This window comes from Serratia sp. JSRIV002, assembly GCF_019968725.1.
GTDB lineage: Bacteria > Pseudomonadota > Gammaproteobacteria > Enterobacterales > Enterobacteriaceae > Chania > Chania fonticola_B.
In genome coordinates this window covers 5,732,488-5,753,429 of sequence record NZ_CP074143.1, presented here as the reverse complement: position 1 = coordinate 5,753,429, position 20,942 = coordinate 5,732,488, and the positions used below count along the sequence as shown (strand labels likewise).

General features: G+C 51.1%; 22 protein-coding genes and 1 riboswitch. Of the genes, 7 read left to right on the top strand and 15 right to left on the bottom strand.

Annotated elements, in window-relative coordinates:
- Positions 1–4 precede the first annotated feature (4 nt).
- Positions 5–823 carry a winged helix-turn-helix domain-containing protein gene (locus KGP26_RS26970; protein WP_218520163.1) on the bottom strand — a complete coding sequence of 273 codons (819 nt, stop codon included), beginning with the start codon at positions 821–823 and terminating at the stop codon, positions 5–7.
- Positions 824–1,349: 526 nt separating this feature from the next.
- Here KGP26_RS26970 and KGP26_RS26965 point away from each other — a divergent pair.
- The 7 genes from KGP26_RS26965 to KGP26_RS26935 all read left to right on the top strand — a co-directional run bounded on the left by KGP26_RS26965 (position 1,350) and on the right by KGP26_RS26935 (position 8,155).
- Positions 1,350–1,850: a hypothetical protein gene (locus KGP26_RS26965; RefSeq protein WP_223664788.1), complete on the top strand. Its 501-nt coding sequence runs from the start codon at positions 1,350–1,352 to the stop codon at positions 1,848–1,850.
- Positions 1,851–1,996: 146 nt separating this feature from the next.
- Entirely contained in the window at positions 1,997–2,560 is a 564-nt protein-coding gene (fimA, locus tag KGP26_RS26960) for a type 1 fimbrial major subunit FimA (RefSeq protein WP_223664787.1), read from the top strand.
- A gap of 214 nt (positions 2,561–2,774) precedes the next feature.
- Positions 2,775–3,479, top strand: a complete 705-nt coding sequence (locus tag KGP26_RS26955) for a fimbria/pilus periplasmic chaperone (RefSeq protein WP_071784889.1) — start codon at positions 2,775–2,777, stop codon at positions 3,477–3,479.
- Positions 3,480–3,560: 81 nt separating this feature from the next.
- Entirely contained in the window at positions 3,561–6,170 is a 2,610-nt protein-coding gene (locus tag KGP26_RS26950) for a fimbrial biogenesis usher protein (RefSeq protein ID WP_223500517.1), read from the top strand.
- Positions 6,170–6,691, top strand: coding sequence for a fimbrial protein (locus tag KGP26_RS26945; protein ID WP_021807393.1), 522 nt, complete (start codon positions 6,170–6,172; stop codon positions 6,689–6,691). The genes KGP26_RS26950 and KGP26_RS26945 overlap by 1 nt, the downstream gene beginning before the upstream one ends.
- 18 nt (positions 6,692–6,709) lie before the next feature.
- The gene (locus tag KGP26_RS26940) at positions 6,710–7,213 is read left to right on the top strand and encodes a fimbrial protein (RefSeq protein WP_037376519.1); all 504 of its coding nucleotides are present in this window, start codon (positions 6,710–6,712) and stop codon (positions 7,211–7,213) included.
- 15 nt (positions 7,214–7,228) lie between these two features.
- The gene (locus tag KGP26_RS26935; protein ID WP_094982420.1) at positions 7,229–8,155 is read left to right on the top strand and encodes a fimbrial protein; all 927 of its coding nucleotides are present in this window, start codon (positions 7,229–7,231) and stop codon (positions 8,153–8,155) included.
- Between the two features lie 151 nt (positions 8,156–8,306).
- Here KGP26_RS26935 and KGP26_RS26930 read toward each other — a convergent pair whose 3' ends face one another.
- From KGP26_RS26930 to KGP26_RS26865, 14 genes are all read right to left on the bottom strand, one after another.
- Positions 8,307–9,671, bottom strand: a complete 1,365-nt coding sequence (locus KGP26_RS26930; protein ID WP_094982419.1) for a cation-efflux pump — start codon at positions 9,669–9,671, stop codon at positions 8,307–8,309.
- Positions 9,672–9,821: 150 nt separating this feature from the next.
- Positions 9,822–9,989, bottom strand: a complete 168-nt coding sequence (locus KGP26_RS26925; protein ID WP_181817539.1) for a hypothetical protein — start codon at positions 9,987–9,989, stop codon at positions 9,822–9,824.
- Complete coding sequence (gene mgtS, locus KGP26_RS26920) at positions 9,989–10,060, bottom strand: protein MgtS (protein WP_245208526.1); 72 nt, start codon at positions 10,058–10,060, stop codon at positions 9,989–9,991. Before mgtS ends, KGP26_RS26925 begins: the two co-directional genes overlap by 1 nt.
- 286 nt (positions 10,061–10,346) lie before the next feature.
- Positions 10,347–10,518, bottom strand: a riboswitch (M-box (ykoK) riboswitch).
- A gap of 239 nt (positions 10,519–10,757) precedes the next feature.
- Positions 10,758–12,110, bottom strand: coding sequence for a glutathione-disulfide reductase (gorA, locus tag KGP26_RS26915; RefSeq protein WP_021181790.1), 1,353 nt, complete (start codon positions 12,108–12,110; stop codon positions 10,758–10,760).
- Between the two features lie 123 nt (positions 12,111–12,233).
- The gene (locus KGP26_RS26910; protein WP_059199417.1) at positions 12,234–13,022 is read right to left on the bottom strand and encodes a DeoR/GlpR family DNA-binding transcription regulator; all 789 of its coding nucleotides are present in this window, start codon (positions 13,020–13,022) and stop codon (positions 12,234–12,236) included.
- Between the two features lie 128 nt (positions 13,023–13,150).
- Positions 13,151–14,200: a galactitol-1-phosphate 5-dehydrogenase gene (gene gatD / locus KGP26_RS26905; protein WP_059199418.1), complete on the bottom strand. Its 1,050-nt coding sequence runs from the start codon at positions 14,198–14,200 to the stop codon at positions 13,151–13,153.
- A 51-nt stretch (positions 14,201–14,251) separates the two neighbouring features.
- Entirely contained in the window at positions 14,252–15,634 is a 1,383-nt protein-coding gene (locus tag KGP26_RS26900; RefSeq protein ID WP_021807401.1) for a galactitol-specific PTS transporter subunit IIC, read from the bottom strand.
- 3 nt (positions 15,635–15,637) lie between these two features.
- Entirely contained in the window at positions 15,638–15,922 is a 285-nt protein-coding gene (gene gatB, locus KGP26_RS26895; RefSeq protein WP_021181786.1) for a PTS galactitol transporter subunit IIB, read from the bottom strand.
- The gene (gene gatA, locus KGP26_RS26890; RefSeq protein ID WP_223664786.1) at positions 15,919–16,416 is read right to left on the bottom strand and encodes a PTS galactitol transporter subunit IIA; all 498 of its coding nucleotides are present in this window, start codon (positions 16,414–16,416) and stop codon (positions 15,919–15,921) included. The genes gatB and gatA overlap by 4 nt, the downstream gene beginning before the upstream one ends.
- Positions 16,409–17,710, bottom strand: a complete 1,302-nt coding sequence (gene gatZ / locus KGP26_RS26885; protein WP_021807403.1) for a tagatose-bisphosphate aldolase subunit GatZ — start codon at positions 17,708–17,710, stop codon at positions 16,409–16,411. Before gatZ ends, gatA begins: the two co-directional genes overlap by 8 nt.
- Before the next feature lie 450 nt (positions 17,711–18,160).
- Positions 18,161–19,015 carry a tagatose bisphosphate family class II aldolase gene (locus tag KGP26_RS26880; RefSeq protein ID WP_223664785.1) on the bottom strand — a complete coding sequence of 285 codons (855 nt, stop codon included), beginning with the start codon at positions 19,013–19,015 and terminating at the stop codon, positions 18,161–18,163.
- Between the two features lie 192 nt (positions 19,016–19,207).
- Positions 19,208–20,050 (bottom strand): 23S rRNA (adenine(2030)-N(6))-methyltransferase RlmJ, encoded by an 843-nt coding sequence (locus tag KGP26_RS26875; RefSeq protein ID WP_021181782.1) that lies wholly within the window; start codon positions 20,048–20,050, stop codon positions 19,208–19,210.
- A gap of 104 nt (positions 20,051–20,154) precedes the next feature.
- Positions 20,155–20,538: a MarR family transcriptional regulator gene (locus KGP26_RS26870; RefSeq protein WP_039996185.1), complete on the bottom strand. Its 384-nt coding sequence runs from the start codon at positions 20,536–20,538 to the stop codon at positions 20,155–20,157.
- Positions 20,539–20,542: 4 nt separating this feature from the next.
- The gene (locus KGP26_RS26865; protein WP_218520166.1) at positions 20,543–20,908 is read right to left on the bottom strand and encodes a DUF6516 family protein; all 366 of its coding nucleotides are present in this window, start codon (positions 20,906–20,908) and stop codon (positions 20,543–20,545) included.
- Between the last annotated feature and the right edge of the window lie 34 nt (positions 20,909–20,942).

Below are 20,942 nucleotides of genomic sequence, written 5' to 3'. Positions count from 1 at the left end.
ATGCTTAATCTAGATAAAATTCTGTTGAACATTCGCCACCCTCCTGAAATGTACTATCACATGTGATAATGGCCCGATAACCAATTTGCTGTCTTGAGGCATAATAAACTTTTTCTCCTTTATTGCAGGAGAATTTTTTACTTTTTAAAAATGATGTGACGCTCTCTACGGAGTTAGTATTGTTGGAGAGGTAAATATCACATGGGTAGCCACTTTTCATATGGTGAAAAGTATCAAAGAACCTACCCGAATTTATATTTAAAATGAGTCCTGTCATGCATCCAAGGGTGAGGGTTAATAATAAAATAGCATAGAAACCTCTTCTCTTTGACTGGGGGGGATTGTTGGTTGGGGACTCAATGGTATCTTGCTGAGTATCCTGGCAGGCCATCTCATCTATCGTACCTTCCAACGGCAGAGTTCTTGTCTCTACACTGTCTGATGAAAGCTGTGTCTTTAAAATAATTGAGGTTTTTTTTTCTATAACCAGACCTCTTCTATATCTTGTTGCAATAACATCATCCAAGCCAAGTGTTGAAAACGCCTTTCTGATGGTGAGTATCGTCTGGTAAAAGTTATTGTCAGAAGCGATAACGCCCCTTTTTTTCCAGACACTGTCCATTAGTTCTTCTCTGGGGATTATCTGCCCCTGACGCGAGATAAGAGTAGAAAGGCACTCTGTTGCTGTACTTAAAAGTTTAATCTTCTCATCATAATTTTTTGAAATGAGTAGGTTTTCATCGGGTATGAAGTATACTTTTTGGTCAATGAGGTAAATGCAGCGATTGCTGATTTCTGCATCTTCTTTATCTACGTCGTTCATTTTTTTCCTTATCAAATCATCACTTAAGTTTCATTTAAGGTTGTATGTTGAGCAAGAAAACCCCATTTTGAATTACCTGTGGCCAAGTTGGTTTATGTTTTAAAATCATTATGTTAGGAGAAATCTAAGAAAGAGTTAATAACTTTATAGGTTCATTGATTTATCATATGATCGCATTTTTTTAAGCAAAATGCACTTTAGGAAAAATCTTAAAATTATAAGAATCTCAGATGATTATTTTTGATTTTTTTTGATTATTTTAAGTGGTGTTACGATGATACTGTGGTTGCCATTGAGAGGGACCTTGGGTATTTAATGACTAATATGGTGCGGGACTTTCTACCCGTGTAAAAATGTATGATGTCATAATTACCTGCCAGATTTCTGCGTGGTTAAGAAAACTATGTATGCTAAGAAAACAAGATTCATAACATGGAGTGACGATCATTTTTTTATATCTGGCCTGAAATCTTTGCATTCGGAATGGAGATTCATTCAGTCGAGACGTTTTCCATCAGAGAAAAAAATGCGTAGTGCACTTAAGAAAACATCCGAAAATAGTATATTTATTGTAAATGTAAATATGGAAAATATTCATTTTTTCTCAAAAATTTTAGGGTTTTTGTTAGCGAATGATATTCTAACAGTTTGTTTTATCGACGTTCCTGTGAAGGTCAGGCCCAATCCAAAGGGCAGTGTATTTTTTTTATCCTCAAAAACGGAAGTTTCTGAAGTTGTAAACTTTATTAACGACGTTAAAACCAATAGAGCGGATAAAAGACACGTTAGAGAAAAAATGTTTTTGTGGCAACGGTTTACTGCTGACGAGGTCAGTATCATGCGCTCGATGATTAATGACGGTATGGACATTAATAGAGTCTCTAAAGTGCTGCTGATGAATTCAAAAACCGTTTATAGGAAAAGGAATAATGCATTATATAAAGCCGGGCTGTCTAATCTTAATGACTTAAGTATGCTTTTGTTTAAGTTTCTCTGGCTTTCTGATAAGGCATTAAATCATCATTAATTCATTCAGGTAAGTAACATCGTTACTCACTGAGTACATGATGTTTTGAAATGGTATTTTCAAGAATTCCGTATAGTTATATGGATATGCACCACACTACCTTAGTTTAAATAAGGTTACTCACTCATATGTTTAAAGGAATACACATGAAAATTAATAAACTGGGCGCCATTGCACTGTCAATCCTGGCCTTGAACTCTACATCCGTATTGGCTGCGGAAGCTGGTGCGACGAAGAGCATTGTGAATGGAGGTAAGGTTTATTTTAAAGGGGAAGTAATTAACGCAGCTTGTGCTGTAGACGCGGGCTCTATCGATCAGACCGTTCAGTTAGGCCAGGTGCGTTCCGCAAAACTGGCTAAAGCGGGCGACACCAGTCCGGCTGTTGGCTTCAATATTCAGCTTAACGATTGCGATACTGCTGTTTCGACTAAAGCTTCTATTGCTTTCTCCGGTACAGCGGTTGACAGCACTAACACTACCGTACTTGCAACGCAGAGTTCAACTTCCGGTGGGGCAAAGAATATCGGTGTACAGATCCTTGATAAAACGGGTTCTCCGCTGGTATTGGACGGCTCAACTTTCAGCACTGCGATGGCTCTGAATGATGGCAGTACGGCTGTTCCTTTCCAGGCTCGTTTCTACGCTACTGGTGCGGCAACGGCCGGTACTGTCAGTGCTGATGCCTCCTTTAAGGTGCAATACGAGTAATCCATTTGCCAGGCAAGGAGGCATTCAGGGCCAGGATGGCCCGTTATACACAATAAAACTGGGATGATAACGATGCAGAAAGTGAAATCGGTATTCTGCTATCTGTTTTAGGTAATTGCTTGAGCATCACCTTACCCAAGGGAGCCGCCAGTATTGGTTCTCCCTGAACTACCAATAAGAAATAGAAAATAACAACGAATAAAAAGGGAAATATGTGAGAAAAATACTGGAGATAACGCGCTGCTTATTCGTGGGATGTTTGATAATTGCCGCCACCGGCTTTTCCGTGCGTAGCGAAGCGGGTGTAGCGCTGGGGACCACCCGGGTTATCTATCCGGCAGGCCAGAAACAGGTTGCGCTGGCGGTCACCAATAATGAGCAGGACAGCACCTACCTTATTCAATCATGGGTGGAAAATGCTGAAGGTGGCAAAGACGGTCGCTTTGTCATCACCCCCCCGCTGTTTGCCATGCAGGGTAAAAAAGAGAACACCCTGCGCATTATCGATGCCACTAATAATCAGCTACCGCAGGATCGGGAAAGCCTGTTTTGGGTAAACGTTAAAGCGATCCCATCGATGGATAAATCGAAGCTGAGTGAAAACACGCTGCAATTGGCAATCATCAGCCGTATCAAGCTCTATTATCGCCCAGGGAAACTGAGCCTGCCGCCGGAGTTGGCAGCGGAAAAACTGACATTCAGCCGGAGTGGCTCAACGCTGACGCTTCACAACCCTACTCCCTATTACCTGACGGTCACGGAGCTGAAGGCTGGGAACCAGGTGCTGGAAAATGCGCTGGTACCACCGATGGGTAAAGCTTCGGTGACGCTTCCTGCCAACACTGGCGGCGAAATCACCTACCAGACGATTAATGACTATGGCGCATTGACTCCAAAAATGACGGGCGCACAGCAATAACCAACAGGGAAGATCCCAGCGGTTTGTTCCCTGGGTATAAAGAAAGAACTGACAGCCGGCCAATTTCAGACCGGAGGGACTATGTCGCAGCTAAAACATGGAACAGGCCATTTAGGCTCACGGTTCAATATGCACTTCAGCCAGTATTCGGGGCGTTTTTTTATCGCCTTATTGGCGACGATACCGACATATACAATACCAGCCGAGCTTTACTTTAATCCCCGTTTTCTGGCGGACGATCCTGCTGCTGTGGCAGATCTTTCCGGGTTTGAAAATGGTCAGGAAGTGCCGCCTGATACTTATCGAGTAGATATCTATCTTAACGACGACTTTATGACCACTCGTGATGTTGCCTTTAGTGCGGGTGAAAACGGCCTCGGTCTGGTTCCGTGCCTGACCGGCAGCCAGCTCGTTGGCATGGGCGTCAATACCTCCGTAGTCAGTGGTATGGATACGTTCGCGCCAGACGCCTGTGTCCCCTTGACCGATATGATCGAGGGGGCCACAAGCCGTTTCGACGTCGGCCAGCAACGTCTTTATCTGACCGTACCACAGGCCTTTATGGGTAACCGTGTGCGTGGTTATATTCCGCCTGAGCTCTGGGATGAAGGGATTACTGCCGGCCTGCTGAACTACAACTTTACCGGTAATAATATTGGTGATGGCAGAAATAATGCTTATCTGAACCTGCAAAGTGGATTGAACATGGGCTCCTGGCGGTTGCGCGACAATACCATTTGGAGCTACAGCAGAGGTGGTTCATCCGACAGTAAAAATCAGTGGCAACACATCAATACCTGGATAGAGCGCGGTATTACCTTACTACGCTCACGTCTGACGGTGGGTGACAGCTATACCAGCAGCGACATTCTTGGCGGCATTAACTTCCGTGGTGCGCAGTTGGTCTCCGATGACAATATGCTGCCAGAAAGCCAGAGGGGCTTTGCGCCGGTTATTCATGGTATTGCCCGTAGTACGGCACAGGTGTCGATCACGCAAAATGGTTATGAGACTTATAACATTACGGTGCCACCTGGGCCGTTCACCATCAACGATCTTTATGCGGCAGGCAACGGTGGCGATCTGCAGGTCACCATAAAAGAATCTGACGGTACCAGCCAGGTATTCAGCGTGCCTTATTCCTCTGTGCCGATGTTGCTGCGCAGCGGCCAGATCCGCTACAGCGTAGCGGCGGGTGAATATCGTAGCGGCAGCAGCCAGCAGGAGAAACCCAAATTCATCCAGAGTACGCTGATGCACGGTATGCCGGCAGGCTGGACGCTGTACGGTGGCACCTTACTGGCGGATCGCTATCGTGCGTTTAACTTTGGGTTCGGCAAGAATATCGGCGATTTCGGTGCCTTCTCGCTGGATATCACGCAGGCAAACGCCATGCTACCCGACGACAGCGAGTATCAGGGGCAGTCGCTACGTTTCCTCTACAACAAGTCGTTTAATGAGACCGGTACAAATATCCAGTTAGTGGGCTATCGGCACTCGACACGGGGTTACTACAGCTTTGCAGACACCACTTACCGGCGAATGGAGGGCTACAGTATAGATACCCAGGATGGGGTTATACAGGTGCAACCCAAATTCACTGATTACTACAATCTCGCCTGGAACAAACGCGGTACATTACAGGCCAGTTTGACCCAGCAGTTGGGGGGGGCAGCCACCTTCTATCTGAGCGGCAGTCGCCAGACCTACTGGGGGACCGGCAAGGCTGACGAACAGCTGCAAATGGGACTGAATGCCGCAGTGGACAACATCAACTGGACGCTGAGTTACAGTCTGACCAGAAGCGCCTGGCAGACAGGCCGCAACCAGATGTTGGCTTTCAACGTCAACATCCCCTTCAGCTACTGGCAGCGCTCCAACAGCCAGTCAGTATGGAACAGTGCCAGTGCAAGTTACAGCATGTCCCATGATCTGAACGGTCGGATGAACAACTTTGCCGGCCTCTACGGTACGCTGCTGGAGGATAACAACCTGGGTTACAGCGTGCAGACCGGTTACGCCAGCGGAGGCGATAGCCGTAGTAACGGTACGGGCTATGCGGCGCTGAACTACCGTGGCGGTTACGCTAACACCAATATTGGCTACAGCCGCAGCGACGGTTTTAAGCAGCTGTACTACGGCGTCAGCGGTGGTGCACTGCTTCATGACAATGGCGTCACCTTGAGCCAGCCGCTGAACGATACGGTGGTGCTGGTGAAAGCGCCTGGCGCGGGTGGCATCAAAGTTGAAAACCAGACCGGTGTTCGCACGGACTGGCGCGGTTACGCCGTACTGCCTTATGCCACCGACTATCGCGAAAACCGGATAGCGCTGAATACCAATACTCTGGCCAATAACGTCGAGCTTGATGATCCGGTGGTCAGTGTTGTACCTACCCACGGCGCGGTAGTGCGCGCTGATTTCAACGTCAGAGTCGGGATAAAAATTCTGATGACGTTGATATACAACGGCAAGCCAGTGCCATTCGGTGCCCTTGTAACATCCGAAACCAACCAGGGCGGCAATATCGTCGACGAGAACGGTCAGGTTTATATGAGCGGTATGCCGCTAGTGGGCAAGGTTCAGGCAAAATGGGGCCATGGACAGGACAACAGTTGTGTGGCTGATTATCGCCAGCCGAAAGATAGCCTGAACAAAGTGCTGAATCAACTGACGGTGGTGTGTCGTTGATGAAACTTAACCTGTTTAGTGCGCTATTGGCTTGTTACATATGCTCGGCCGTTGCCACCGATAACTCCATTTCTCTTTACGGAAACATCCTGAATAACACCTGCGCAGTGGCAGGTGAATCGAAAGATTTTACTGTCGATCTGAGGCATAACGTCGCTAAACAATTTCACACAGTAGGCGCGACGACATCACCAGTACCATTCCGTATCGTGCTTTCCCCGTGCGGAAGCTCGGTAACGGCGGTAAAAGTCAGTTTTACCGGTACTGCGGATAATGACAACACAAGTCTGTTAAAGCTCGACAGTGGTGCGGCTGCTGCTGCGGGAATAGGCGTACAAATTCTGAATAGCCAGCAGACGATGTTGTCGCTCAATGCCACATCGTCATCAATATCATGGACGACGCTGACACCAGGACAAACCAACGTACTTAATTTTTATGCCCGTTTGATGGCTACCCGGATGCCGGTCACCGTCGGGCATGTCAATGCAACGGCAACCTTTACGCTTGAATTTCAGTGACAGGAAACTGATATGAATATGAAAAATAGGAATGTGTACCCTCTGCTATTGTCCGGGCTACTGAGCCTCGCCAGCCCATTACAGGCTGCTGACGTGACTATCACGGTTAGCGGTAAAGTGGTAGCCGGCCCTTGTACCGTTTCAACCTCCAAAGCTTCTGTTGCACTAGGTGACATATACAGTTCGGATATGATCTCCGCGGGTGCCGCATCGGAGTGGAAACCCGTTACCCTAAGCCTGACGGGTTGCCCCATCGGAACGTCACAGGTGACAGCGACATTTAGCGGGACGGCTGATGCGACCGGTTATTATAAAAATATGGGGACCGCGGGTAATATTCAGATCGAACTGCAGGACGATAAAGGAACCAAGCTGAATAATGGCATTAAAAAGGCAGTATCGGTCGTCGATGCTACCAAGTCGGCAAGTTTCCCACTCAAAGTCAGAGCACTGTCTGTAAACGGTGCGGCTACCCAGGGAACTATTCAAGCGGTAATTAGCATTACCTATACCTATGCCTGATTGATGAGTGTTTTTATGGAAAAAATCATATTAATAATATTATTGATGGGATGCTCTTTTAATAGTTTGGCAACTACGTGTATAGATTTGACTGGTCAGACTATAAGTGATAAAGACGAGAGCGTCGTGAATGTCTATGTTGATATTAGGCCGAGTATTTCTGCTGGGGAAAACATGGTAGTAAACCTTTCCAACTCTATCAGTTGTAAAGATCGCTACAAAATTAATGGTGGGAACGGGAGCCCCGTTTTTTTTTATTTTGCACGCAACTCAGGCTTCACGGGGGAACTATCTAAATATGCTGGTTATTTAGAATTCGTTAGAACTAAGTATTCATTGCCGTTAGGTACCGAAACTTTCTCATATTTTTCTTCTAACTATAATTATACACCACTCTCCGCTAAGCTTATTATTACGCCTGACTCATCTGCCAGAGGAGTTGTGATACCAGCCGGGAGCAATTTTGCTGTTTTGTATGTGCATATGATGGATAGAGGCCCTGATAATAACGGCCCTGTAACACTCGAAACGTACACATGGAATCTAATAGCTAATAACAGTGTCGTCATTCCTACAGGAACCTGCGATGTTTCAGCACGTAATGTTACGGTCTCATTACCTGATTATCCTGCTAGTACTCCTGTGCCCATTTCTGTGAATTGTTTGAAAAATCAACAGTTGAGCTACTACCTTTCAGGAACGACTGAGGATGCCGGCAACACCGTTTTCCGCAATACGGCTTCAGCCTCTGCCGCACAAGGGGTTGGCATACAGATAACGGGCAACGGCAAGGTTATCCCTGCGAACAGTAATGTATCACTGGGTAACGTTGGAGAATCGTCAGTGGAGCTTGGGTTAACGGCGAGCTATGCACGTACCAGTGGGCCGTTGACCGCAGGAAACGTTCAGTCAATCATTGGGGTGACGTTTGTTTACCAGTAAATGTAAGCGAATATTCCATGGCTATTTAAACCTTCTTAACCCCCTGATGCTGGCAGCTCAGCATCGGGAGGCTTGGTTTTTTGGGGCACATCACGCCGGCAATTTCTACTTCGATGCTGACTGTGCCCACTCCCTATTCCGCTGTGAGGGATCACAGCGGTTCAACATGCCCCACCACCCGCGATACCATCGGGAATTGTATTCTTAATTGCCGTTCAATATGGTCCACCGCATCGTGCACCGCAGAAATCGACAAGGCTGGAAGGGCCCGACAGTGAAAATTCACAATCACGCCCTGTGGCGTTTCTCGCGCACGGATATCATGGATGTCTTGCACCAATCCGCTGTTTTGCGCCGAAACCGTCAATGCTTGTTCAATCCTTGCCAGTTCGCCGTGTTCCACATCCTGGCTAGTTAGCCAATCCAGCATCTGGGGCTCCAGGTGGGTTTCAATCTCGGTATTTTCGCCCAAGGTCTGGCGTAGAGCCTCCTCCACCTCGCTGGCAATATCATGCGCCTGCTCTACGCTGGCATTGGCCGGAACCAGCAGATCCATCCCGATCGCCACACGGTCTGCCAATTGTTGTAGCGAAAGGCTCTGTACCACGGCCCCATGGTTGGCGGCCAGCATGCGAATACGGGTTGCCAGATCTTCATCACTTCTGGCTTGAGGGATGGCAATCACCCTCACTTCCGAGTTGGCGTATTGCTGCGCAAGTTTGGCGGTAATCGCCAGCTTCAATTCCTTGATCCGCTCAAGCGGTAGCGTACGGCATACCCCAACGCTCACCTCGATAAACAGCGTGGCTCCACCACTGCGCAGACGAATATTCTCCGTAGACAGCACCGCGGGGAAGTCATTAAGTATGGCAGCGATATCTTCCCGCGTGCCAGCAGGTGCAGTATCAATCAGGGAATCAAAGGAGCGTTTCCCCAGCTTCAATGCGGCAGTCAGGATAAAGCAGGCGACGATCAGTGCTGCCAGCGCATCTGCACGGGCAAAACCAAAAAGCACAAAAACCATGCCCAACAGCACCACACCAGAAGACAACATATCGGAGAAGAAATGCAAAGCATCGGCTTCCAGAGCCGCGCTGTTGGTGGCTTTGGCCACGCGGTTCAAGGCTCGGACACGGAAGAAATCAACCACAATGGACACCAGCAGTACCGCAATCACTACCGGTGCAGCTACAATCTGGTTGGCCTCACCTATCAGGCTGCTTACTGCTTCAAAGATGATCCAACCGCCAGCCGCCAACAGGAGCAGTACCTCAAACAGTGCGGCCAGATTCTCAACCTTGCCATGACCGAAGTGATGGTCATCATCAGCAGGTTTATCGCTGACGCTCACCGCCCACCAGGTGATGCTGGTGGCTATAAAATCGGTAAATGAATGAATGCCTTCGGAGATCAGGCCAATACTGCCGGTAAATATACCTGTGATAAATTTACCTAACGCCAACAATCCGCTGATAATCATCGAGTTTCTGGCGACGGCCTGTTTTTTATTTTGCATAGCACAGCTCATAGTTGAATTAAAAAAAATCAGCGTTTAGTTTTTACGGAACATTGCCAGACAAAAGCGACGAGCAGCAAGCTTGCGGTCGCTGTCAGCAATAAACAGGAAAGAAAGGCAGTTTGACCGGTGGAATACAAATAAATCTCATTAATACCTACCGAGATCATAAAAATAGCGTACAGCAACCCAAGAATAAAAATTATCATCATTATCACGCGCGGTAAATACCGTCCGTTTATTGCGGTTATTCATCCTCCCCGCAATGATTGATGAGGCTACGGGGAGGATGATGCTAGGCGGATCTTTTTCGTTCATTAGTCATCCCATTTGGTGCTCAGATAGGCTGCGATCAGCCCCAATGAGCTGATGAAAAACAAAAATCCCATAAAAAACATCATATTTCCCATAATCTTATCCTCGGTTAACTGTAATCGATAACGACCTCTGTGGTTAAAAGTAAGTGTGTAACGTAGTCTCTGGCTTCATTCACCGTCCTGGTGCCAGCGGCGGTGAAAAAGTCAGCGTTCAAAGCGTTAGCAATGGCTGATCCGCCTGTGCTGCTGGCGTGGTAGCGGTCATCGCTGAGGAGTCTGGAAGTGATTGACCCTATTGCTGTTTAAACTTCAACAGTGCATCGCATAGGGGAGTAAACCAAAGAGGGGGAGTGCAGAAAGCCTATCTCCGCGTCCAGGTTTTAGCACTATACAACGTATCTGAAAAATTTCAGAAGTTACCTTGGGCTGAACCTTAATCCGATAAAGCCTGTCTTAACCTTGGGCATCTCTCGATGTCGTCAGATCAGTAACCTGTGTTTGTATAGGAGCCTCGCCAAACGAGATACTGCATATAACTACGCGGTGATTATAGGCGCGTTGGGAGCGATTGTGCTCGAAAATCGGCATCTCGTTGAGGTTATATTTAAGAAGTTATATTTAAAAGAACGATTTATCTTAATGAATGCTAATTTTGCAGTGATATAAACATTATGGTGGGGATATTCAATTGCCTTAATCAGCATTTATAAGCTGAATAAAAGCAAAAACCGACCTTTTACAGTCGGTTTTACAGTAAGGAATGCACCATTTACCGCATGGTCACGAATTCTTCCGCAGCGGTTGGGTGGATCGCCACGGTGTTGTCAAAGTCTTTCTTGGTCGCTCCCATCTTGATTGCCACGGCGAAGCCCTGCAGGATTTCATCCATGCCGAAGCCAATCCCGTGCAGACCAACAATCTTCTCTTCTTCGCCCACACACACCAGCTTCATACGGCATGGTTGGCGATGCTGAGTCACAGCGCTGTACATGGCGGTAAAGGACGATTTATAGACCTTCACTTTGTCCTCACCAAACTGCTCTTTCGCCTGCGGTTCGGTCAGGCCGATGGTGCCGATCGGCGGATGGCTGAACACCACGGTGGCGATGTTGCTGTAATCCAGATGCTCGTCTGGCTTGTTGTTGAACAGGCGCTCGGACAGTCGACGGCCAGCGGCAACGGCAACCGGGGTCAGCTCAACCGCACCGGTGTTGTCACCTACCGCGTAGATGCCTTTCACGTTGGTGTTCTGGAATTTGTCGACCTCGATGTAACCTTTGGCATTGGTTTTCACGCCGGTGACCGCCAGGTTCAGATTGTCGGTCGCTGGTTCGCGGCCGATGGCCCAGACCAGGCTGTCCACGGTGAACTCTTTGCCGTTTTCCAACGCCAGCGTCAGGCTACCGTCGGCATTCTTGACGATGGATTTTGGAATGGATTCGGTGTGCAGGGTTGGCCCTTCGGTGTTCATCACCTCAACCAGGGTTTCTACAATCATCGGATCGAAGGTACGCAGCGGGGCGTGTTTACGCACGAACAGATGCGTTTCCGCTCCCAGCGCGTTCATCACACCGGCAATCTCTACCGCGATGTAGCCAGCACCCACCACTGCCACGCGTTTTGGCATGGCATCCAGCTCGAAGAAGCCGTCGGAGTCGATGCCGTATTCGGCACCAGGGATCGACGGATGGCTCGGGCGGCCACCGGTAGCGATCAAAATATGGTCGGCGGTGATTTTCTCGCCGTTGACTTCTACGGTATGTGCGTCAATAAAGCGGGCAAAACCTTTGATCACGTCAACTTTGTTTTTACCCAGCACGTTGTCGTAGGAAGTATGAATACGATCGATGTAGGCGGTGCGGTTGGCGATCAGGCGTTTCCAGTCGAAGGCGTTAACGGTGGTATCGAAGCCGTAATCCGGGCCGTACTGGTGAATGGCCTCGGCGATTTGCGCCGCATGCCACATGACTTTTTTCGGGACACAACCCACGTTAACGCAGGTGCCGCCAAGCTCTTTGGCTTCAATCAGTGCGCATTTCTGGCCATACATGGCTGCCCGGTTGATCGATGCGATACCGCCGCTGCCGCCGCCAATTGCTAGATAATCGTAATGTTTCGTCATCTGGGTTTTCCATGAGTTGTGTGATTCGAGAAGGGTAAGAGTTTAACGCCTGACTGGGGGTTGTCGCAAAGATTGCGTCGATGGCTGTAATAGGCAGAGGCTTGATCCTCTGCCCGGTCGATTTTACACGATAACCAGTTCGGGTTTTGCCCGATCGAGCGCTTGGCGATCGGCACTGCTGATGCCAGTATCGGTAATGATCATGTCGATCTGGCTCATCGACAGCACCAGGTTGAAACCCCGGCGGCCGAACTTGGTAGAGTCGACCACCGCGACTACGCGCTTGGCTGCCTGAGCCATCACGCCGCTGATAGAGTAGCCTTCATTAAAGGTGGTAATGCCGTTGGTGGCGTCCAACCCGTCGGCCCCGACGAACATCACGTCACCGGCAATACCCTGTAGGGAGAGCTCCGCGATGGAACCGTGCATGGAGCGCGTCTTATGGCGCAGCGTGCCACCACACAGCACCAGCGTGATGTCTTTATTGTCGGAGAGCGCAAAGGCGGCAGGCAGGTTATTGGTGATCACTGTGATATTGCCCATCTTCACCAGCTCTTCGGCGATCAGCATGGTGGTGCTGCCGCTGTCGAGGATCACCGTATCGCCGGGGTTGACCATCGCTGCTGCCTTTAAGGCAATGCGTTTTTTCGGGTCTTTGGCCAGCTGGTAGCGTTCCTCCAGGATGACCTCACCGGTGGTTTTCGGCGCCTCGGCCTCCTGCTCCAACTGGCTGCCCGGCCTGGCGGCACCGCCGTGGAAGCGGATCAGCAGGCCTTTTTCTTCCAGCAGGCGCAGGTCAGCGCGGATGGTAACTTCAGAAATTCCGAAGGAATTCGAAAGATCGCTGACCAAGATGCTGCCGTTCTGCTGAACCAAGTCGACAATTTTGTTTCGTCTTTCAAAAGAGTTCATCATCCTGACCTATCGAAATGTTTTGCTTTTATTTTATGCGAAAGGGATATGAAAGGGGAGCATAAAGATCAAGGAGATGGGATTTGAGGCAAAATAATGGCTGCACCAGGGCAGCCATTGGCTAAATATCACTCTTCGCCGAGCTTAAGCATGATTTTTCCCTGCATCGGCATACCGGCCAGGGCCGCAACGCTGGCGGCGTATTGCTGCGGGCGATCGATGCTGGCAATCAATGGCTCCAGAGCCAAATCTGCCGATTGGAACAGCTTCATGGCCTGCTGCCACTCTTCCCCTGGCCACGGGGCCGAATAGTTCATCCAACTGCCCAGCAGCGTTAGCTCCTTGCGCAAGATCTGGCTAAAGGTGCTGTAAGACAGGTGCAGATCCTTATGGAGAGTCCCCACCAGCGCGATTTGTGCCCGCGGCCCGGCGATATCCAGCGCCAGGCCAACCGTTTGTGGCGTGCCGGCGGTTTCCAGGATCAACTGATCAAAACGCCTTTCCTGCAAGCGTTCGGCTATCTGGGCGGGACTGAGTTCTGCGCTGTTAAACGCGTTTTCTGCGCCGATCTGGCGTGCCAGCTTGAGCCGGTCGTCATTGATATCGATCGCCGTGACGCTGCGTGCGCCCATTGCTCTGGCGCACTGGATCGCCAATTGGCCAATGGTACCAGCACCAATGATGATCACCTCTTTGCCCTGACAACCCCCAGCCAACTGAATGGCATGCAGGCCGACGGTGATAGGCTCAATAAACGCCCCCTGCAATAAGCTGACGTTGGCAGGCAATTTCACCAGATTGGCGCGTTTGACCACGATAAACTCGGCGTTGCCGCCATGGCTGCGTGAACCGACGAACTGGTAATGCTTGCACAGCGAATAGTAATGGCGCTGGCACTCCGGGCAGTTAAAGCATGGCAACAAAGGAACGCAGGCCACGGCATCATGCTGTTGCAGATCGGTAACCCGATCGCCACAGGCCACGACCCGGCCACTGAACTCATGCCCCAGGGTAATCGGGTAGAAATGCGCTCCCTTGGCGAATATGCGGGGGATATCCGAACCGCATAGCCCGGAATAAGCCACCCGAACCAACACCTCATCGGCGGCCTCAATAGCAGGGGCGGGGCGTTCTTCAACGCGCACTTCTCCCTCCGTGTGGATCACGACTGATTGCATAACTTGAACTCCGTAGAAATAGAGAGGGGGGAGATAAGCTCCCCCGAAGGATCAGGACATAGCGTTGAGGCTTTGGGCGGCCTGTTGCTTGGCGGTGGCTTCAGCCTGGGCAAATTGACGGGCACGGCGCCAGGTGAGGAACACCCCAATGGCGTAAATGACGCCGATAACCACCAGACCCACCACGTTTTGCCAGGTGAGCAGTTGGATCAGCAGGTAGGTGATCGGTGAGCCGCCTTGGTCCATGGAGGCCACCACTCCGCCCGCTTTCAGGGCACCGGCATTGGCCGCCAGTTGGGTATGTAGCCCGATGGTTTGGGTCGCGATCCACAGCGTGATGCTCATGATGATAAAGCCCGAGATCAGCGTGCGGAACAGGTTGCCCTGATGTACCGCGACGGCGAGGGCCACAAAGAAGCCGATGGTTGCCAGATCGCCGAACGGCAGCACCTGGTTACCTGGGACGATCACGGCGATCAGAATGGTCAGCGGGATAAAGATCAGGCTGGCGGAGACCACGGCGGTATGGCCCAGCAGCAGCGCCGGATCGAGGCCGATAAGGAACTCCTGGCCACCAAAGCGTGCTTGCAGGCGTTTACGAGCGTGCTTGGCGATCGGCGTCAGGCCATCCATGATCGGTTTGATCACCCGTGGCATCAGCAGCATCACGGCAGCGGTTTTCACCGCCAGTTGCAGAATGCCCTTCAGGTCATAACCGGCCAGCGCACCGATAATCAGCCCCATCACAAAGCCGACGGTCACCGGCTCGCCGAACGGGCCAAAGCGTTTCTGTACGTCGTCCGCGCTGAAGTGAATACGGTTCAGGCCGGGGATCTTCTCGATAATGGTGTCCACCAGTACGGCGATCGGCCCCATATAGGCGGAGGTGCCGTGCGGAATGGCAATCCCTTCCAGCCCGAAGAAGTCGCGGGTGTCTTTGGCGAACCAATCCCCCAGCTTGTAGACGAAGGCGGCATGCACCACCACGCCCAGCATACCCAGCCAGTATGAGCCGGTGGCCAGATGCACCATGGCACCGGTAAAGGTCATATGCCAGATGTTCCAGATATCCACGTTAACCACGCGGGTCATACGCATCAGCAGCATCACGATGTTGACCGCAATCGCAACCGGGATGGCGATCAGGGCAATCTGTGAGGCCCAGGTCATTGGTGATGAGCCTGGCCAGCCGATATCCACCACGTGCAGGTTGATCTGGAACTGTTCGGCCATCGATTTTGCTGCGGGGCCGATCGAGTCCAGCATCAGGCCGATAACCAGCCCGATACCGACAAAGCCAATGCCGATATGAATGCCGGATTTAAATGAATCCCCTAACTTCATCCCTAAAATCAGCGAGAAGATGATGATCACGATGGGCAGCATCACCGTAGGGCCGAGATCGAGGATGTAACGCATGATGTCGGTAAACATGGGCTACTCCGTCAGAATGGTGAGTATTTTTTGTTTCAGCGCATCGATGCCGACGCCGGAAATAAACGGCATGCCGTGGACCAACGGTATATCGCCAAACTGCCGGTCGACACGGGCGGTGGTGCAGATCAAATCGGCATCGTCCATATAGGTTTCAATCTCGGTCACGCGGCACTGCACCAAATCCAACTCGATGTTGTGCTCCGCGCACAGCTCTTTGATCTCTTCTGCGGCCATGGTCGAGGTGGCAACGGCACCGCCGCAGGCAACGATAATTTTACGTTTCACAGTGTGGCTCCTTCATATTCTGTTTTTTGTTGTGGTCGGGAGGGCGAAGTGAAAACCCGCTGGGCAAAAATTTCGCCCAATTGGTCCTCGGGGGCGGTCAGTAGCGCAGTGATAAACTCGGGGTGCTGCAACTGGCCAAACAGCGTGCGCAGTAAAACCAACTGCGCAGCCGGGTCGGTGACGATCAGCGCGATAATCAGCGCAACGTCGATCGTGCCGTCATCATCCGCCTGAGCGAAGGGAACGGCATGGTCAGGGCGGATCAGATAAATAGCTGGAGCACGTGCATGCTCCGCTTCACAGTGGGGGATGGCGACCGCGTGCTGCTCAAGGGCTATGCCGGTGGGATAAGCGCTCTCACGCACCAGCAACGCCTGCGGGTAGCTGTTGTGAACGACCCCGGCGTTGAGCATGGTGACGCCAATGTGCTCCAGCGCCTGCTGCGCGTCGGCAAAGCTGATGCCAGTGCGAACGAACAGTTGGCTGTTATGCATGGACCATCTCCTCGGCGTTTTTGGCTTGCTCTGCGGAGGCACAGCCGAAGCGGTAAGCGCGCAGCACATCCTGAATCTTGTCGATCATCAGTGCGTGGGGTTGCTTCGCCAGTTTGCGCTCCATCACGCGCTGATATTGCAGCGGGAAGTATTGGCTAAGCAGGCCCGCGGGGATCTCTTGCTGGTCGAGGTTATTGAGCAGCGTCGTCATACTTTGGGCAATACGCGGATGAGGCCAGTAGTAGCGGATACGATCCGACAGGCTGAAATGCAGGTCGATCAGCGAGCGGCTGAACGTCGGGTGATAATACTTTTTCCAGTAATCCGGTTCGTCGAGCATTACGGCGTCAATCACCGCCAGGATCTGGCTGCGTTTTTCCGGGGCAATCAGGGCCTGTTCGATATTGGCCAAGGCAAACACCGCTTCGCGTAGGGCAAACGTCAGGGCCGGGCCAACCTTGAGAATGGCGAAGTGATCGCGCACCAGTTGCTGATAGGCTTCACGCGTTTGATAATCGGTAGAGTGCGCCTCATAAACCAACGGCGTGGTGGTAATAAATTGGGAGAGCTCACGGGCAAGCTGTGGTTGGTAGGCGATCACTTGTGAGTGGTCGAACTCCACCCCTGGCTGCACTACCACGGCGATGATCCTCGGGATCGCCGCTGCCAACCCAGCCTTGCGGAACGCCTGATAGTGAGTTTCCAGCGTGGCGGCGGCATCCGTCGCGTGAGTGATATGTACGCTGCCAATGGCGGAAGACTCTCCGCCTGGAACCGGCACCTCGGTCCCAATCACATAGGTTAGCTGCTGTTTTTGCTCTGGGGTAGCGACCCGTTCGGCGACCTGGCACAAACGGGCGGCGCGTTCTGCCACCACATTGGGATCTAACGGGATCGGATCGTCGGCGCAGGACATGGATGCATCCAGATGGATCTTGCTGAATCCGGCGGTGACGTAGTCGGCTATCAGCACTTCCGCTTTCGCCATTGCGCTGGCGGCGGGTTCATTTTGCCAGCAGTTAGGGCCTAGATGGTCGCCCCCTAACAGTAGCCGGGAGAGCGGAAAGCCGACGGTTGCCGCAATATCGCAGACAAACTGCCGGAAATCCGCCGGTTTCATGCCGGTGTAACCGCCAAACTGATTAACCTGGTTGGATGTGGCCTCGATCAGCACCTGGCGATCGCTGTGCAGATCCAGGCGTAATGCGGCCTCAATGACTAATGGGTGTGCCGAACAGACAGAGCAGATCCCGATCGGCTCCCCTGCTTTATGTCGTGCGATGATATTTTTCATTCTACCCTCCGTTTTCTTACGAATATAATCGTAATGTTTCGAAAGGTTAGCAATGCACTTTTCTATTATTCGTGATCAAGATCGAAAACTTTACCGCTATGTTTCCGTGCTAGTGCTTTCAGTGTGAGGAAATAAGTTAACGAGCAGGATAGGTTTAGTTATTTAAAATCAGTTAATTATAGAGGATTGATAAAGAGAGGCGTCGGCATACGCAATAAAGTGAAAGCCGTTATTGTGACGAGAGGATGTCCTCACTCCAACCCTCTCCCATAGGGAGAGGGAGTGGTCCGGCGTTGTGGTTGGGAATGGAGTGCATTGTTGGATCGCCTCAATTGCCCTTCTTTGTGGGAGTTGGTGAGGTAGTATGCAAGGCTTAATTTGTAGCACGTGCTGTCCCCTCTCCCTGTGGGAGAGGGTTAGGGTGAGGGGCCGTTACCATGCTGGTGTATTTCACAGCCTGCCTTCGCAGCCACAAACCTGAATCACCTTTTGCACCACCTGCTGCATCGCCAGCTTGGCGGGCTGCATATAGTGGCGCGGATCGTTGGCCTGCGGATGCTCCGCCAGATGCTGTTTCAGCGCATCGGAAAAGGCGATTTTAAGCTCCGTCGCCACGTTCACCTTGCAGACACCCAGCCGAATCGCCTGCTGAATATCGGCGTCCGGCAAACCCGACGCACCATGCAGCACCAATGGCACGCTGACCCTGTCGCGGATCTGTCCAAGGCGGATGAAATCCAGCTCTGGCTTGCCCTGGTAAAGCCCATGTGCCGTACCAATCGCCACCGCCAGTGAATCGATGCCGGTGGAACGCACAAACTCCTCGGCCTGTTGCGGCGAGGTATAGCGGGCATCCTTGGCATCGACGCTGATGCCATCTTCAACGCCACCAAGCCGCCCCAGCTCTGCCTCAACGCTGACATCATAACGATGGCAAAACTCGGTCACCTGCCGCACCAGGGCGACATTTTCCGCAAAGGGCAGATGCGAGCCATCAATCATGGCCGAGCGGATCCCAGCATGCACTTTGGTTTCAATATCTTGCAGGGTTTCATGGTGATCCAGATGTACCGCCAGTGGGATGCGGTATTCGGCGGCCAACTGTTTGACAATGGCGACCACGTTAGCCGTTCCCGCATAGAGATAGGTGCCGGGCGTACCGGCCAGGATCACCGGCGAGCGCATGTGCGCGGCGGTTTCAGCCACCACCTGCATGGTTTCCAGGTTATGAATGTTGAAGGCCGGTACGGCATAGCCCTGTTGTTGTGCCTTCTGCAGCATATGGTTGGTCGAAATGATGTACACCGCCTGCCTCCTGTTTTCCTTGGTTACGTTATCTTTCGATAATCATCATCTAATCGAAAGGTAAAATAAGCAAACAGTTATTTTGCGGTTGTGATGAGGATCGGCAAAAGATCGGGGGAAAATGAGGCTGAAGCAGGGGGGATGGAGAAGGGAAAAGTGGATGGCCGCCCAGGCAGGCGACCATCATCGAACTTATTCTGGTACGACCCAGTTCACCAGGTGGTGACCGATACCGGACGGCACCAGTACCTTGTGTAGCCACGGCAGCACGTTGTTCATCTGCTGTTCCAGCTTCCAAGGTGGGTTAATCACGATCATGCCTGAAGCCGTCATCCCGCGTTGATCGCTGTCGGGTTTCACCGCCAGCTCAATTTGCAGGATACGGCGGATGCCGGTCGCTTCCAGCTCTTTGAGCATGCGTTTGATCTGCTGGCGCATCACCACCGGATACCACAGGGCATAGGTGCCGGTAGCAAAACGTTTGTAGCCTTCCTGAATACCTTTCACCACGTCTTGATAATCGGTTTTCATCTCATACGGTGGGTCCATCAGGATCAGGCCACGGCGTGACGGAGGTGGCAACTGCGATTTTAGCTGCTGGTAGCCATCGGCACGCTGCACTTTGGCGCGCTCGTCTTTCTGGAATTCGTTACGCAACAGCGGGAAATCACTTGGGTGCAGCTCTGTCAGATGGATTTTATCCTGCGGGCGCAGCAACTGGCGAGCGATCAGCGGTGAGCCTGGGTAGTAGCGCAGGGTGCCGGAACGGTTGAAGTTGTGCACTACGCTCATGTAGGCCGCCAGCTCTTCTGGCAGATCGTCACGTTGCCACAGCAGGCCGATGCCTTCCAGGTATTCCCCGGTGCGCTCGGCATGCTCACCGCTCAGCTGATAGCGCCCGGCACCGGAGTGGGTATCCAGGTACAGCAGCGGCTTATCTTTTTCTTTCAGCGCCTCAATGATCAGGCTCTGAACGGTGTGCTTGAGCACGTCGGCGTGGTTGCCGGCGTGAAAACTGTGGCGGTAACTTAACATGGCGTTTTTATCCGATTGATTTTAATACACTATTATCGAAAGCATTTATTCTGGCAGGTTGAGGGTGCTAGACGTGAAAAAGCCTGAAAAAACCTGGCTTAAAACTATGCGACTTCCTGAGCCTGCATTGTTGCATATTTTTGGTTTACCTGGATATCGAAGTCGGTAAACAGTGCGACAGGTTTAACGCTACGCCCGTCTTTCTCCAGCCTGACAAAGCCATGTGAATTAAGCGTTTTTAGGGTAACCGACAGATTACTGATTTTTCGGCCTGAAAGATCGGCCAACTCCGTTAGCGTTTTTGGTTTTTGCTCATCCATCAACCGCAGCAGCGCTATATTTTCATTGCTTAGCACCTGCGCGAGGGCAATCATGGAGGTAAACCAAACCTTTGGTTCCCCTGGCTCGGGCTTGTAATCTCCTTTGGCTATCGCCAGCGTTCTCCTGCGTATAAGATCTTCAGACATTACACCGATCAGTGCTTTCATACGCCTACCCTCTCTTTTCTCTTTCTGCGATCGCTTCATCCATCTTCTCAAAGAAGTCCTGGAGCAACTGGGATGCGGAGGTAAACTCATAAGGGTACCCCTTATCTCTGGGCGTTCTATGGATATGGTCATATACCAGTCGCCCAGTATACTTGCCTTTCTTCGGTGGTTTTATGGCGTGGGCGTTATCCATGCCAAACACCCTCGTGTTGTGCTTATCATGCACCGTGAGGTTGTATCGGATGCCATGTGGAATAAAATTATTGGGCTTAACTTGCCATGCCTCAATTTTCCACCAGTAGCCATCCTCTCGGTTAACTCGTTGTCCATGTAATTGAATGAGATAATCTAAACTAGGATCATGTTGCATATCTATTTCTTGTGACATTTATGATCTAATCATA